Annotated in this window: 10 protein-coding genes; 2 read left to right on the plus strand and 8 right to left on the minus strand. The window is 71.5% G+C overall.

Annotated features, from left to right (window positions below):
• Positions 1-145: 145 nt before the first annotated feature.
• Both R3E98_12455 and R3E98_12460 read left to right on the plus strand, forming a co-directional pair.
• Positions 146-1,006, plus strand: a complete 861-nt coding sequence (locus R3E98_12455; protein ID MEZ4424214.1) for an RNA polymerase sigma factor RpoD/SigA — start codon at positions 146-148, stop codon at positions 1,004-1,006.
• Between the two features lie 195 nt (positions 1,007-1,201).
• The gene (locus tag R3E98_12460) at positions 1,202-3,226 is read left to right on the plus strand and encodes a hypothetical protein (GenBank protein ID MEZ4424215.1); all 2,025 of its coding nucleotides are present in this window, start codon (positions 1,202-1,204) and stop codon (positions 3,224-3,226) included.
• A 133-nt stretch (positions 3,227-3,359) separates the two neighbouring features.
• Here the strand turns inward: R3E98_12460 and ssb are convergent, their stop codons facing one another.
• The 8 genes from ssb to R3E98_12500 form a co-directional block, all read right to left on the minus strand.
• Complete coding sequence (ssb, locus tag R3E98_12465; protein MEZ4424216.1) at positions 3,360-3,719, minus strand: single-stranded DNA-binding protein; 360 nt, start codon at positions 3,717-3,719, stop codon at positions 3,360-3,362.
• Between the two features lie 189 nt (positions 3,720-3,908).
• Entirely contained in the window at positions 3,909-6,677 is a 2,769-nt protein-coding gene (gene polA, locus R3E98_12470; GenBank protein MEZ4424217.1) for a DNA polymerase I, read from the minus strand.
• Between the two features lie 143 nt (positions 6,678-6,820).
• A complete protein-coding gene (locus tag R3E98_12475; GenBank protein ID MEZ4424218.1) occupies positions 6,821-7,021 on the minus strand; it encodes a cold shock domain-containing protein in 201 nt (66 codons plus the stop codon).
• 101 nt (positions 7,022-7,122) lie between these two features.
• Complete coding sequence (locus R3E98_12480) at positions 7,123-9,405, minus strand: transglycosylase SLT domain-containing protein (GenBank protein MEZ4424219.1); 2,283 nt, start codon at positions 9,403-9,405, stop codon at positions 7,123-7,125.
• 233 nt (positions 9,406-9,638) lie between these two features.
• Entirely contained in the window at positions 9,639-10,265 is a 627-nt protein-coding gene (locus R3E98_12485) for a MotA/TolQ/ExbB proton channel family protein (GenBank protein ID MEZ4424220.1), read from the minus strand.
• Positions 10,266-10,538: 273 nt separating this feature from the next.
• Positions 10,539-11,414, minus strand: a complete 876-nt coding sequence (locus tag R3E98_12490; protein MEZ4424221.1) for an ABC transporter permease — start codon at positions 11,412-11,414, stop codon at positions 10,539-10,541.
• The gene (locus R3E98_12495; GenBank protein MEZ4424222.1) at positions 11,407-12,390 is read right to left on the minus strand and encodes an ABC transporter permease; all 984 of its coding nucleotides are present in this window, start codon (positions 12,388-12,390) and stop codon (positions 11,407-11,409) included. The genes R3E98_12490 and R3E98_12495 overlap by 8 nt, the downstream gene beginning before the upstream one ends.
• Positions 12,391-12,423: 33 nt before the next feature.
• The gene (locus R3E98_12500) at positions 12,424-14,127 is read right to left on the minus strand and encodes an ABC transporter substrate-binding protein (protein ID MEZ4424223.1); all 1,704 of its coding nucleotides are present in this window, start codon (positions 14,125-14,127) and stop codon (positions 12,424-12,426) included.
• Between the last annotated feature and the right edge of the window lie 7 nt (positions 14,128-14,134).

A 14,134-nucleotide genomic window follows, 5' to 3' on the forward strand; every position in this document is an offset into this window, starting at 1 on the left:
TGGAACGGGTCCCCCCGTCGGTCCCTGGGAACATAGGATTTTCGAGACAGGACCCACCCAGCGGCACGCCCCCCCGCAGGGGGCACGGAAGCGCGCAGCAGCGCCTCCGTCGTCGCGCTGCCATCGCGGGTAAGTGCGCTCACGAATGTTCTCTTCGTCTCGTGGCCTCGACTCCTTCGATCAGTACCTCCAGGACGTCGAGAAATACCCCCTGATCCAGGATCCGGAGGAGGAGCGGGCGCTCGCGCGCCGCGCCCGGTCCGGAGACAAGGAGGCGGCGGAGCGTCTGGTCACCGCCAACCTCCGCTTCGTCATCTCCTACGTGAAGAAGTATCAGGGCCGCGGCCTGGGTCTGGCCGAGCTCGTCTGCATCGGGAACGAGGGACTGCTCAAGGCGGTCAAGAAGTTCGATCCCGAGAAGGGCGTGAAGTTCATCAGCTACGCGGTCTGGTGGATCCGCCAGACGGTCCTGCAGGCCCTGGCCGAGCAGACCCGCTCGGTCCGCATCCCGCTGAACCAGAACAGCAACCTCGCCAAGCTCTCCCGCACGGACACGGCGCTCACCCAGGCGTTGGGCCGCACGCCCACCGACCAGGAGATCGCCGAGGAGATGGGCGAGCCGATCGACACCATCCGGGCCCTGCGGCGCGTCGCCGCCAGCGAGCTCTCGCTGGATGCGCCGATCGACCGGGGGGACCGCGACAGCGCCAGCTTCGGAGAGCGCTTCGCCGGTGCCGACGCCGAGGACATCGAGCAGGATGTGGAGGCCATCGCCCGGCGCGACTACATGGAGACCATGTTCGAGCGCTACCTCACCGAGCGTGAGCGGAAGATCCTCTACCTGTACTACGGGCTCGACGACGGCGAGGAGCGGACGCTGGAGGAGATCGGCTCGCTGCTGGGCGTGACCCGCGAGCGCATCCGCCAGATCCGCAACCGCGCCTTCGAGAAGCTCCGCGAAAGCCCCGACGGCGAATCGCTCTCCAACTTCTGGATGGCGTCCTAGCCCGGGGACGCTCCACACCCCTGCGGCGCTCCGCGTCCGGAGCGCCACGGGCCCTGCCCCAGCATCCGCGACCCGAGGATCCGCCACCCGCGCGTGGCGGCGGACCGGGCCGGGGAACGTCACCGGGGAGCGGGGTTTACGGTCCGGGCACGCGCAGTCGGCGTCCCCATCCCCGTCCTCCGGTTCCCGCGGCCCATGCCCAGGCTCCCGCTCGCCCTGCTGCTCCTCGGAGTGGCGCTCCCGCCGCACCTGGGTGCGCAGGAAGGGTGGAACACGCCGCGGGCGCTGGAGCTGGTGGCGCGGGCCCGCGCGCTCCGTCAGGCGGCCTCCCTGGACGCGACGTTCCAGAGCTACCGCGCCGATGCCCGTGGGTTCGTCTACTTCTACCTGGACCGCGAGGACACGGACGAGCGGGTCCTGGTGAAGACGGATCAGGTGGCTCTCGAGGTCTACTGGAAGGCGCCGGACAGCACACGGCAGCGGATCGTGGGTCTGCGGGACGAGAAGACCCTGCCCACCAACATCCGCTACCATCTGGACCACCTCACCGTGGTGCAGGATGAGTTCGCCGACGTGATCCGGCTCGGCGACGGGGACGAGGTGGCCGCGGTGACCCATCCCGTCGCACCCGACGCCGAAACGGTCTACGACTACCATCTGGCCGATTCGATCACGTTGAGCTACGGGGGCGGCAGCGAGATCCGCGTCTACGAGATCGAGGTCAAGCCGAAGGACCTGGACGCGCCCGGCTTCCTGGGCAGCCTGTTCCTGTCGCGCGACAACGCGGCCATCGTGCGCATGAGCTTCACGTTCACCCCCTCGTCCTACGTGGACGAGTACCTGGACTACATCCGCATCTCGCTGGACAACTCGGTCTGGGACGAGCGCTGGTGGCTCCCCTACGAGCAGCGGGTGGAGCTGCGCCGCGAGGTCCCGTTCCTGGATTTCCCCGCGGGGAGCGTGATCCGCGGGCGCTACGAGATCCGCAACTACGCGTTCGACCCCGACCTCGATCCGCTGCTCTTCCGGGGACCGCGCGTGACGGCACTGCCGGAAGCCGCCCGGCGCGCGTTCGACTTCGAGCAGCCGCTGCACGCGCAGCTGGACGACGAAGGCCTCGGCACCCTGCCCGACCTGGCGGAGGTGCGGGCCCAGGCGGTGCGCCTGGCCGGCCGCCAGGCCATCAGCGGTCTGGCACCCAACCGCCTCTGGATCCCGTCCGCTTCGTCCGTGCTGCGCTACAACCGCGCCGAGGGGCTCGCCGTCGGGCTGGGGGCATCCCTCCAGCCGGCCGACGCCCTCACGCTCCGCGTCCACGGCGGGTGGTCCCTGGGCCGCGAGCGTCCCACGGCCACGCTGCGCCTGGAGGCCCCCGGACCGGGGCTCGTCGCAGACGCCTACCTGGGCCGCCTGCGCGACGTGGGTCCCCTCCCCGGCGCCAGCGGCGCCCTCAACACCGTGGGCGGCCTCGTGGCCGATCAGGACTGGCTGGACCCCTACGGGGCGGCCGGAGTGGCCGTGCGCTGGCAGCCGTCCCCGCCGGGGACGCCCGCCCGGCCCTGGGTGGCGCTGCGGTGGGAGCGGCAGCGCTCGTGGGTCAACAGCACCACGGGGTCTCCGGACGGGGCGCTGGGCGCAGGGCTGGGCCGGGCGGTCCGGCCCATCCGGGAGGGCGATGCCGTGCTCGTCGAGACCGGGGTGGCCTGGTCGCCCCGTCCGGACGTCACGCTCGACCCCACCGTCACGCTGGGCCGCCTGGACGGCACGACGTACGGGACCGTCCTGCTGCGCGGGGAGGCCCGGCGGGAGTGGGTGGAGCGGGGCGTCCGCCTCCGCGTCGAGGGCACGGCCGGGTGGGCCTCGGCCGAGGCGCCGCCCCAGTCCCTCTTCCTCCTGGGCGGTCGGAGCACCCTTCCGGGCTACGTCTACCGGTCCTTCCTGGGGGACCGGCTCTGGCTCGTCCGGTCGGAGGCGTCCCGCACGCTGCGCGCCCCGTGGGTGCGCGTGGGGGGCACCTTCGCGTTGGGCGGGACGGCCCTCGGCTCCCACGCGGTGCCGGCCGGATGGCAGGCGGGGCCCACGGACGTCCCCACGGCGTCGGCGGGCGTCTTCGCCGAGCTCCTGTGGGACCTCCTGCGCATCGACCTCTCGCGCGGTCTGAACGGCGGTAGCTGGGCCCTGGAGGTGGGCGTCCAGCGCCGCTTCCATCCCTGGCTGTAGTCCGCCGCGACACGACCCCGCGCGGGCATCCGGGGATGGACGCGGCGCGCCCGGGCTGGGAACGGCGCCGACCGACCGGCCCGGCGGCCGGAGACCGGCCACCGCGGTCCGGTCCGCCGGGCCGGGGGCGTCGTCAGGCCTCCTCGTCCGGCTCGCCCTCGCCCCCGTCCTCCCGCCGTGACAACAGCACCAGCTCGCGCACCATCACGTCCACCGTGGGGATGCGCACCCCCTCGCGCTCGTAGGAGTCGTACTCGAGCCGGCCCTCCACGTAGATGCGGTCCCCCCGGTGGACGTGCTCCTGCGTCACCTCCGCGAGCCGATTCCAGAGGGTCAGCCGGTGCCACTCCGTGCGCTCCTCCTCCTCCCCCGTGTGGCGGCGATTGGTGGCGAGCGACAGGTGGGCGACCTTGGTCCCGCTGCGCGTGACCTGGATGTCCGGATCCCTCCCCACGTTGCCCACCAGGATGACCTTGTTGACCGAGCGGCTCATGCGTACCTCCGGCCGCCGGAGCCCGGCCTCCGACGAAGCGAGTGGGACCGCCGGCGCGGGCGGCGGGGACGAATCCTCGCCGCCGTGGCTGGGCCTGGGGATGGAGCCGTGCGCCGGACGCACGCAGGCGTCACGGGTCCGCGGCGCGCGGCGCGCGGATGGAAGCCGCCCGCGCGTCCCGCGCGGCGGTCAGTCCGCCTTGCAGTCGTACCAGGTGGGCCCGGTGCCGGCCTCGGCGACGAGCGGAACGGCGAGCTCCATCGCCCCCTCCATCGCTTCGACCACCGCGGTGCGGGTCTCGTCGAGCTCCGCCTCCGGCACCTCGAGCAACAGCTCGTCGTGCACCTGGAGCAGCATGCGCGCACCTCCACCGGACCGGTGCAGTCGATCGTGCACGTCGATCATCGCCTTCTTGATGAGGTCGGCAGCCGTGCCCTGGATGGGTGTGTTCTGCGCCACCCGCTCTCCGAACTGGCGGATGTTCCAGTTGCTCGACTGCAACTCCGGCACGTAGCGTCGCCGACCCGCCAGCGTCTCGACATAGCCATGCCGCTTCGCGAAGTCGATCTGCTCGTCGAGGAAGGAGCGCACGCCACTGAAGCGCTCGAAGTACGCGTCGATGAAGGCCCGCGCCGCCGTGCGCTCGATCCCGAGCTGTCGCGCCAGCGAGAAGTCCCCCTGGCCGTAGAGCGTGGCGAAGTTGATGGTCTTGGCCTGCGCGCGCATCTCGGCGCTCACGTCGGCGATCGGCACCTCGAAGATCACCGCGGCCGTCTGACGGTGGACGTCCACCCGGTTGCGGAAGGCGTCGACGAAGGCGTCGTCCCCCGAGAAATGCGCCAGGATCCGTAACTCGATCTGCGAGTAGTCGACCGCGAGCAGGACGTAGCCCGGATCGGCCACGAACCCCTTGCGGATCTCCCGGCCCAACGCCGTGCGGATGGGGATGTTCTGCAGGTTGGGCTCGCTGGACGAGAGGCGTCCGGTGGCGGCCACGGCCTGATTGAAGCGCGTGTGCAGGCGTTTCGTTCGCGGATTGATCAGGCGGGGGAAGGCATCCACGTACGTGCTGCGCAGCTTCTCCAGCTGGCGGTACTCCAGGAGCTGCAGCGGGAATGCGTGCCCCGCCGCGGCCAGCTCCTCCAGGACATCGGAGTCGGTGGAGGGACCGGTCTTCGTCCGCTTGATGACGGGGAGGCCCAGCCGATCGAAGAGCACCTCACGCAGCTGCGGCGTCGAGTTCAGGTTGAACTCGGCGCCGGCGATCTTGAACAGCTCGTCCTGGAGCTGGCGCAGCTCCCGCGCCAACCGGACGCTCATCTCACGGAAGAATCCTTCGTCCAGCTTGATCCCGGTGCTCTCCATCTCCGCCAGGATGGGCACGAGCGGCATCTCCAGCTCGTCGAAGAGCTGCAGGAGCTGCTGGTCCTCCAGACCCTTCCGCAGTTGGCGATGCAGCACGGCCGACGTCCACGTGCGGGCGGCGGCAAGCTCCGCCACGCCCGCGACCGGCACCTCTTCGAGAGGCACCTCCGACTTGCCGGTCCCGACCAGGCTCTTGCGCGTCGGCAGGGTCTCTCCGAGGAGGTCCAACGCCAGCGCATCCAGGTCGTGGGTGCGACGCGACGGGTCGAGGACGTACGACGCGACCATGGCATCGAAGTCGAGCCCAGCCAATGCGATGCCCGCCCCTTCCAACGCCACGAGCGCGTCCTTGGCGTCGTGGGCGCCCACGCGTGACGCGGGAGCTTCGAGGACGGCGCGGAGACGCGCGCACGGAGGGCTGTCCAGCGCCGGGAGGTTCTCAGGCTCGTCCACGGCGTCGATGCCCAGGGAGAGGCCTCCGGGTGCGCGGTGGCCGAGCGGGAGGTACCACAGCTCGTCGCCACCGTCGGGCAGGAGCGCCACCCCCACCAGACTCCCCTCGACCGGCTTGTCCCGCGTCGACCACGTCTGGAGCTCGAACGCGCCCGCCCGCTCGAGCGCATCGGCCAACGCGTCCAGGTCGTCGGGGCCGGCGACACGCAGGCGGGGCCGTTCCTCTCCGGCCACCGAGGTGGAGGCAGCCAACGGGAGCTTCTCGATCAGCGTGCGGAACTCGTACGCGATGAGCAGATCGCGCAGGCGGTCCCACTCGGGATCGCACTCCCGCAGGCGCTCGAGATCCAGCTCGATCGGGGCATCGGTCTGGATGGTCACGAGACGGCGGGAAAGACGCACATCCTGCTCGTGCTCCGACAGCGCACCCCGCGCCCGGGCGGGCTCGACGGCGTCCAGGTGGGCGTACATCCCGTCCAGGTCACCCCAACGCTCGAGCAACGCCTGGGCCGTCTTGGGCCCGATGCCGCGCGCACCGGGGACGTTGTCGGAGCTGTCGCCCACCAGCGCCAGGTAGTCGGCCACCTGGTCGGGACGGACGCCGAACTTGTCGGACGCGTTGGATTCGTCCACCCATTCCGCGGCCACGCCACTCGAGCCGCCCCGCCCGGGGTTCAGCAGGTGGATGCGCGGCCCGATCATCTGGTAGAAGTCCTTGTCGCCGGAGACCAGCACCACCTCCAGCCCGGCCTCCTCGCCACGTCGGGCCAGGGTGCCGATCACGTCGTCCGCTTCGAAGCCCTCCACCTCGAGCACGGGGCACCCGTAGGCTTCGACCAGCTCACGGATGCCGGCGATCGATGCCGCCAGATCGTCGGGCATCTTCTCGCGCGTGGCCTTGTACTCCGGATACTCCACCTCGCGGGCGCTGCGGCCGGCGTCGAACACCACGGCCAGGTAGTCCGGCGCCAGATCCTCGCGGATCTTGACGATGAAGTTCGCCACGCCCCAGGCCGCCGACGTGTTCTCGCCGCGCGAGTTCGTCAGCGGTCGCTGGATGAACGCGAAGTACGAGCGATAGATGAGGGCATAGCCGTCGATCAGGAAGAGCCGCGGCGCGGTCTTCTCCGGAACCTGCACGGAAGTCTCCTGGCCCTGCTCGGCGCGAAGGAAGGGATGCGGGAGGAGGAGCGGTCACCGCCCCCGAAAGCACGAGCGCCCCGCCGTGGGGCGGGGCGCGACGTCTCGCTGCGCTCGGCGAGGAGCGCCGCTACCGAGTCCGCTCAGGCGCGTACGACGTTGGCCGCCTGGAGACCGCGATCGGTCTCACGGATCTCGTACTCGACTTCTTCCCCCTCTGCCAGGGTCCGGAAGCCCTCGCCGACGATCGCGGTGAAGTGGACGAAGATTTCCTCGCCAGAGGGCTGCCGGATGAACCCGTACCCCTTGGCATCATTGAACCACTTCACCGTCCCTCTGGGCATGGTGTTTCCTCCCGCGAAGTAAACCCGAGAACGTCCGCCCAACGTAGGGGGGGTGACCGGGGGCGGGCAAGGAACCGACCGGCCGGCTGGCCGGCCGGGGTTCAGTCGGCGAAGTCGCCGTAGAGGAAGGCGTAGATGGCCCGGTTGCGGGTCACGTTCTTGACGTACCCCCGGGTCTCCCGGAAGGGGATCCGCTCCGTGAAGCGGACCGGATCGGACGCCTCCGGGAAGGCGCGCCACCGGTTGGCGCGGCTGGGCCCCGCGTTGTAGGCGGACAGGACCAGCGGAAGCTGTCCGTCGTATCGGCGCAGCATGTCCCGCAGGTAGGCGGTGCCCAGATGGAGGTTCACGTCCGGCTGGTAGAGGGTCTCGGGGCCGAACTGGGTGGGGCCGACGTTGCGGGCGAGGCTCCGCCCCGTCTCGGGCAGGACCTGCATCAGCCCGCGCGCGTTGGCCGCGGACCGCGCGTTGGCCCAGAAGGCGGACTCCTGCCGGATCAACCCCGCGATCAGGTAGGGATCCACGCCGAACTCCTCCGCCTCCCGCATCACGATCTCGCGGTGGGGAAACGGATAGATGACCTCCAGGAGCAGCCGGTCCCAGGGACGGCCGCGGCGGCGGACCTCCCAGCCCAGGTCGAGCGCCGTCCAGTTCCAGTCCCGCAGGTGCAGGCCCTTGGCCACCTGCAGGAGGAAGTCGTCGTTGGTGCGCGCCCGGTCCACGAGCGCTTCCATGGTCGCACGCTCCGTGTAGAGCAGACCGGCCTGCCGCAGGAGATCCAGGTGGGTGAGCCCCTCCGCGACCCAGGCAGGCGTCATGGCCGGCGTCCGGTCGGAGAGCGGGATGCGATAGGGCATGTCCAGGAGACCGGCCGTCTGCACCGCGTAGTACGACAGCGGCGAGAGGTCGAGCACCTGCTCCACGTGGTGGGCGGCCTGCTGGCGCTCGCCCATCTGCAGGGCCGTCCAGGCAGCCCAGTAGGCGGCCTCGTCCACGCTGGAGCCCGACGGCACCTCGCTCAGATAGCGTTCGAAGACCGCCAGGGCCGAGGGGAGGTCTCCACGCGTGATGTGGATCTGGCCGAGCCGCATCCGCGCCAGCTCCGCCCGCTCGGCCGTGGGATTCATGGCCACGGTCCGCTCGTACAGCTCGATGGCCCGCGGCATATCCGCGTCGTCGTGCGCCGCGTCCGCCCGCAGGAACATCACCTCCACGGCCGTGGTGTGGGCGGGGAAGCGGTCCACGATCTCCTGCTCCAGGCGCCCGACGTCTCCGCTGCGTCCCTGACGCTTGCGGATCCGGATGAGCTCGGCCAGCGCGTCCCCGCCCCGCGTGGCGTCGCCGACCAGCGTCTCCAAGACCCGCGCGGCGTCGGCATCCTTGCGCAGCCGCGCCATCACCTGCGCGCGTTCCAGACGGGCCTGCGCGCCTTCACGGTCGGCACCGGTCAGCTCGAGATGACGGTCGTAGGCCAGGAGGGACTCGCTGAAGCGGTCGGCGCTACGCAACGTACGCGCAACCTGCAGCGCGAAGGCGTCCGTGGTCACACCCAGCCGCACCAGCCCGATGCTGGCCCGTACGGCGTCGTCCCCGTCCGAGCGCAGCTCCAGCGTGTTGAGGTAGGCATCGCGGGCGCCCGCCGTGTCGTCCAGCTGCGCCCGCAGGTCTCCCACGCGCGCCCACACGGCGGCGCGCTGGCCGGCGCCGTCCAGGTCGGTCAGCGTCTGCTCGTAGGCGCGCAGCGCGCCGGCGTCGTCGTCGTTGTCCAGGTAGGCGCGCGCCAACAGGTCCCAGGAGCGGGCCGTCGCCGGTCGGTAGACGATGCGCGGCAGCAGCGCCTGCACGGTGGTCACGTCGCCCGCCGCCGAGCGGCTGCGGGCCAGCTCGAGCGCGGTCCAGCTCGCGAGGCCGTCCCGGGCGTCGGTGAGGTCGTCCAGCACGGAGAGCACCCGAGGGGCGTCCCCGGCATCGGCGAGGATGCGCGCCGCCCGGATCCGGGCCACCTCGATCCGGAGGTCCCCCAGGCTGGCCGTGGAGGCGAAGCGCAGGTAGGCCTCCGCGGCTTCGGCCGGTCGGCGCCGCTCCTCGAGCGCGCGGGCCAGGAGGAAGCGGCCTTCTCCGCCCTCGAAGCGGTCCAGCCAGTCCTGGCCCTCGAGGTGGTCGACCACCGATCCCCAGTTCCCCCACCCCGCCTCGGCGCGAGCGAGCGCGAGCTGGTCGCCCGGGGCGAGCGCGGCGCCCGCCGCGCTGGCCTCGAACGCGGACGCGGCATGCCAGTAGCGACCCACGGCCAGATCCGACGACCAGGTGGTCGTATCGGCGGACGTCGACGCCAGGAGGGCGACGCTCGCGAGCTGCGCGAAGAGGCCTGTGGTGATGGTCATGGCGGGGCCCAATCTAAACAGATGTTCCCGGGCCGAAAGGGGCGCGGGAGAGCCGCTGTCCGCACCCGCGCCGCCGGGAGCCGTACCCGTCTCGTACCGCGCCGACGCGGGCCGGATCCCACGTCTCCTTGCGGGCGCGGGTCGTCCCTCTCCGTAGCGTACAAAAAGGGGGCCACCGGTCCGGTGGCCCCCTCCTCGTCACACCCGGGAGCGCGCTCCCGGGAGCAGGCGCGCTACGCCTCCATGGCCGCGAGCGCGTCCACCATCTTCTGCGCCGACTCCTCCATGTCCAGCACGAGGCTGTCGATCCGGGCGACGAAGAAGTTGTGGGCGATGCTCACCGGGATGGCGATGACCAGCCCGGCCGCGGTCGTCAGCAGGGCGATCTTGATGCCGCCGGCCACCAGGGTGGCCTCGACCTCACCGGCCGCCTCGATGGACTGGAAGGCCACGATCATGCCGACCACGGTGCCCAGGAAGCCCAGCAGCGGGGCCACGTTGGTCAGGGTGGCCAGCCACACCAGCCCGCTCTCGAGCTTGGAGAGCTCGATCAGGCCCTGGTTCTCGATCGCCTTCATGACGCGCTCGGACCCGTCCTCGTGCCGCTCCAGGCCCGCGAAGAGGATCTTCCCGGCCGGCGAGTCGGAGTTGCGGCAGACCTCCAGCGCCTCCTTCACCCGGTGCTGCGCGAGGAGCTCGTCCACCTCACGGAGCACCTTGCGGGTGCCGGCCGCCTTCGTCATCAGGCTGAAGAACTTCCAGATGATGATGATGATGCCCGCGACGAGGCAGATGGCCAGTGGCCAGCCCATGAACCCCAGGTTCGCCCAGATGAAGGCCAGGTTCTCGGTGAAGGTCATGTCCGGCTGATCCACGCCGGGGATCTGTGCCAGAATTCCGTGGAGTCGAATCATCCCGCCCAAGAGGACCTCCCTCACCAAAGGGGTTCAGGTAATCAGTTTGTCTCGCCCCCCGTTGGAGGGGGCTGGAAAAAAGCGAAGGGGGCCAACATGAAGCCCCCTGCCGGGGCTGTCAAGAACCGAACGCGGGCCGAAAAGGGGCGCTTTCGGATGCCCCCCGGAGGCGGACCGGCGCTGCTCCGGATCCCGGGCGGCCCCCCACGCCGACCCGGCTCAGGGCGCGGAACGGCGAGGGTCCAGCGCCCGTTCCAGGCCGGCCCCGACCAGGTTGAAGGCGATGACCGTGGCCGCGATCGCGAGCCCGGCGAAGGTGGAGATCCACCACGCCGTGTAGAGGTGGTCGCGACCGTCCGCGACCATGGCGCCCCAGGACGGGAGCGGGGGCTGGACGCCGAGACCGAGGAAGGAGAGACCCGCCTCGAGGGCGATCGTGTCTCCGACGCCCAGGGTCGCCGCGACCAGCAGGGGACCGAGCGCATTCGGCAGGATGTGTCTGAGCAGGATACCCGCATCCGTGACCCCGGCCGCCCGCGCGCCCTCCACGAACGGACGCTCCTTCAAGGCGATGACCTGCCCCCGGACGAGGCGCGCGACCTGTGGCCACTGCGTGAAGGCGAGCACCCCTACCACCGCCGCGAACGACGGGGCGCCGAGCACCCCCACGATCACGATCAGGAGCACCAGGCGGGGCACGGCCAACACCACGTCCACGACGCGCGCGAGGAGCGCGTCCCACCAGCCGCCCAGGTAGCCGGCCACGCCGCCGAGCAACGTCCCGGCGGCGAGCGCCAGCGCCATCGCGAAGACGCCCACGGCGATGGAGGTGCGCCCGCCGTAGAGGATGCGCGAGAGAAGGTCCCGACCGAGCCCGTCGGTCCCCAGCGGGTGTACGGCCGAGGGCGCTTCGAGACGCACGGACAACGCAGGCGGCGCGAGCGGGTCGTGCGGCGCGATCCACGGCGCGAGCACGGCCGCGACGACCAGCACGCCGAGCAACACCAGGCCGGCGCGCAGAGCACCGGCGCCCGGGTGTCGCGCACGGGTCGCCGGGCCGATCGTCGCGTGCCGGAGCACCCGCGCCTCAGCCATGGCGCACCCTCGGGTCCACGATCCCGTAGAGCACGTCGGCCAGGAGGTTGCCCGCCACCACCAGCGTGGCGAACAGGACGGCGCACGCCATGAGAACAGGGGTGTCGCGCGCGCCGATCGCGGAGACCATGAGCCCCCCGAGCCCGGGCCACGCGAAGACCGTCTCGACGAACACGGCGCCCGACAGCAGCAACGGCAGGTACAACCCGAGCAACGTGATCAACGGCAACAGGGCGTTGGCCAGCGCGTGACGCCAGACGACCGCGCGCTCCGCCAGCCCGCGGGCGCGGGCGGCCCGCACGTACTCCTGTGCCAGCTCGTCGGCCACGCTGCTGCGCGCATAGCGGGCGACGCCCGCGGCGAGCACAACGGTGAGCGACGCGACCGGCAGCGCCAGGTGCCGCAGCCGATCCATCACGCGGGCCGTCCACGCCATCTGGTCGTGGTCCACGGCGAGGATCCCGCTCGCAGGGAAGCGGAGCGGCCACCCCCACGCCGATGCGCCGTAGGCGAACACCAGAACGGCGAGCAGCGCCACCCAGAAGGTGGGCATCGAGTAGACGAGGAGCGTCACGAACGACACGGCGTGGTCGGTCGGCGATCCGCGGCGCCGCGCCTGCCACACACCCACCATCGTTCCCAGGAGGAAGCCCAGCGCGAGTGCGCTACCGGTCAGGAGCAGCGTGTTGGGGAGCAGCTCGGAGAGGATCTCGGCCACCGGCCGGCGGCGCGCGTAGGAGACGCCGAAGTCACCCCGGACGGTGGCCCCCAGCCAGCGCACGTAGCGCACCGGCAGCGGCTGATCGAGCCCGAAGGTGGCGCGCAGGCGCTCCTGGGCCGCAGCGTCCAACGTGTAGAAGCCGGGCGTGTCGAGCGCATCTCCCGGCATCGCCTCCGCGGCGAAGAACACCAGCGTGACGACCCCGAAGAGGAGAGGGACCGCGCCGGCCACGCGGCGGAGAAGCCAACGCGTCACGCGCCGACCGTCACCGCGACCCGCGGGGTCGCGTCAGTCCTGACCGGCGGCGGCGTCGGGCCCCGGCTCCAGGCTCCACTGCTGGATGGTGCGCCAGGCGCCACGCTCGTCGATCTCCACGTTGCGGAGGCGTCGGCTCACTCCCGTGAGCACGTCCGGGAAATAGAGATACGTGAAGGGCTGCTCCGCGACGAGGGCTTGCTGATACCGGGCCCACTCCGCCACCGCTTCGTCGCGGTCCGGCACGAGCGGGAGTCGGTCGAGGATCGCATCCAGGTCCGGGTTGGCCGTGCCGGCCAGCGCCAGGCCGCCGCCCCGTCGCCCGGAGTGGAAGAGGTCCGCGTCGTCGATGCGGAAGTCCGTCTCGTAGGCGAGGAGCAACGCGTCGAACTCGCGGCGCTCCGGGTCCGTGACGCGCGCCAGCACCGTGGCCATCTCCAGACCCTGCGGGCGCGCGGCCACGCCGACGGCCGCCAGGTCCGCCTGCACGATCTGCGCGATCGTGGCCCGCAGTTGGTTCTCCTGGTTGTACAGGAGCTCGATCGTCAGCTCGGCTCCGGATGCATCCTCGCGCACGCCGTCGCCGTCACGATCCTCCCAACCCAGCGCGGCCAGCGCGGCGGCGGCGGCGGTGGGATCGTGCGCCACGGCCCCACCCACGGAGGGGTCGAAGGCCCAGTGGAACGGGGGCACGCTGGTCTCCGCCACCGAGCCGTAGCCACCCAGGAGCTCGGTGACGATCGCACCGCGATCGATCGCCTGGGTCAGGGCCCGGCGCAGCGCCGCGTCCCCGAACGGCGCGCGGCGCGCGTTCCAGGCGATGAAGGCGAACTCCCGGGAGCCGGCGCGCAACACGCGCGCCGCCTGCGAGGCGGCGATGGTCGCGGCCTGGTCGGGACGCACGTCGAAGTAGACGTGCACCGCGCCGGTCAGCAACTCGGTGAGGAGCGTGGTCTGCTCCGGGATGACGCGGAAGACATAGCGCGCCACCTGCGGCGGGCCTCCGATCGCGTCGGGGAACGCCGGATTGCGCGCGAAGATCCAGCGATCGCCCTCGCGATGCTCCAGGAAGCGGAACGGACCGTTGCCCACCGGGCAGCGGGTGTTGAAGGGGTGCGTGGCCAGCTCCGCGGGCGGCACGGGTTCCAGCAGGTGGGCCGGCAGGATGGGGACCACGGCCCAGGTCTCCAGCATCTGGGCGTGAGGCTGCACCCGGAAGCGGACGGTACGGTCGTCGACCACTTCGACGTTCTCGTACCAGCGGAAGTAGGCCGGATTCGCGTAGCCCGTCTCCGGGTCGCGCGCGCGCTCGAACGTGAAGGCCACATCGGCCGCGCGCGTGGGCGTGCCGTCATGCCAGGCGACATCGTCGCGGAGACGGAACTCCAGGAGCGTTCCGTCCTCGGAGAGGCTCCACGACTCGGCCAGGTAGGGGACGGGCGCCAGGTTCGCGTCCAGACGCACCAGGCTCATCAGGTTGACGTGGAGCTGATGCTGGATGGAGGCGACCAGCGTGGTGGCCAGCGGGTTCATCCCCCCATCGAGGTCGGCCACGCCCGCACCCACCAGCGTCCCGCCGCCCGCTTCCGCCTGCAGGCCGGCGAAGTGCTCGTCCACCGCCTGCAGCGCAGCCTCGCAGAACCCGTCGGCGGCGACGGCCCCTGAAGGGGTCTCGGAGCCGCCACAGGCGGCCACCGCCAGCGCGAGCGCGCAGCGAGTGGAGGGGCGGAGCGTCATGGGCAGG

It is taken from the genome of Gemmatimonadota bacterium (genome assembly GCA_041390125.1).
Taxonomy (GTDB): domain Bacteria; phylum Gemmatimonadota; class Gemmatimonadetes; order Longimicrobiales; family Gaopeijiaceae; genus JAGQIF01.

Excerpts from the sequence above, each read along its gene's own strand:
- ssb (MEZ4424216.1), bottom strand. The coding sequence starts at position 3,719 with ATGAGCCGCTCGGTCAACAAGGTCATCCTGGTGGGCAACGTGGGGAGG.
- R3E98_12475 (MEZ4424218.1), bottom strand. The coding sequence starts at position 7,021 with ATGCCCAGAGGGACGGTGAAGTGGTTCAATGATGCCAAGGGGTACGGG.
- R3E98_12485 (MEZ4424220.1), bottom strand. The coding sequence starts at position 10,265 with ATGACCTTCACCGAGAACCTGGCCTTCATCTGGGCGAACCTGGGGTTC.
- R3E98_12455 (MEZ4424214.1), top strand. The coding sequence starts at position 146 with ATGTTCTCTTCGTCTCGTGGCCTCGACTCCTTCGATCAGTACCTCCAG.
- R3E98_12480 (MEZ4424219.1), bottom strand. The coding sequence starts at position 9,405 with ATGACCATCACCACAGGCCTCTTCGCGCAGCTCGCGAGCGTCGCCCTC.
- R3E98_12460 (MEZ4424215.1), top strand. The coding sequence starts at position 1,202 with ATGCCCAGGCTCCCGCTCGCCCTGCTGCTCCTCGGAGTGGCGCTCCCG.
- R3E98_12500 (MEZ4424223.1), bottom strand. The coding sequence starts at position 14,127 with ATGACGCTCCGCCCCTCCACTCGCTGCGCGCTCGCGCTGGCGGTGGCC.
- R3E98_12490 (MEZ4424221.1), bottom strand. The coding sequence starts at position 11,414 with ATGGCTGAGGCGCGGGTGCTCCGGCACGCGACGATCGGCCCGGCGACC.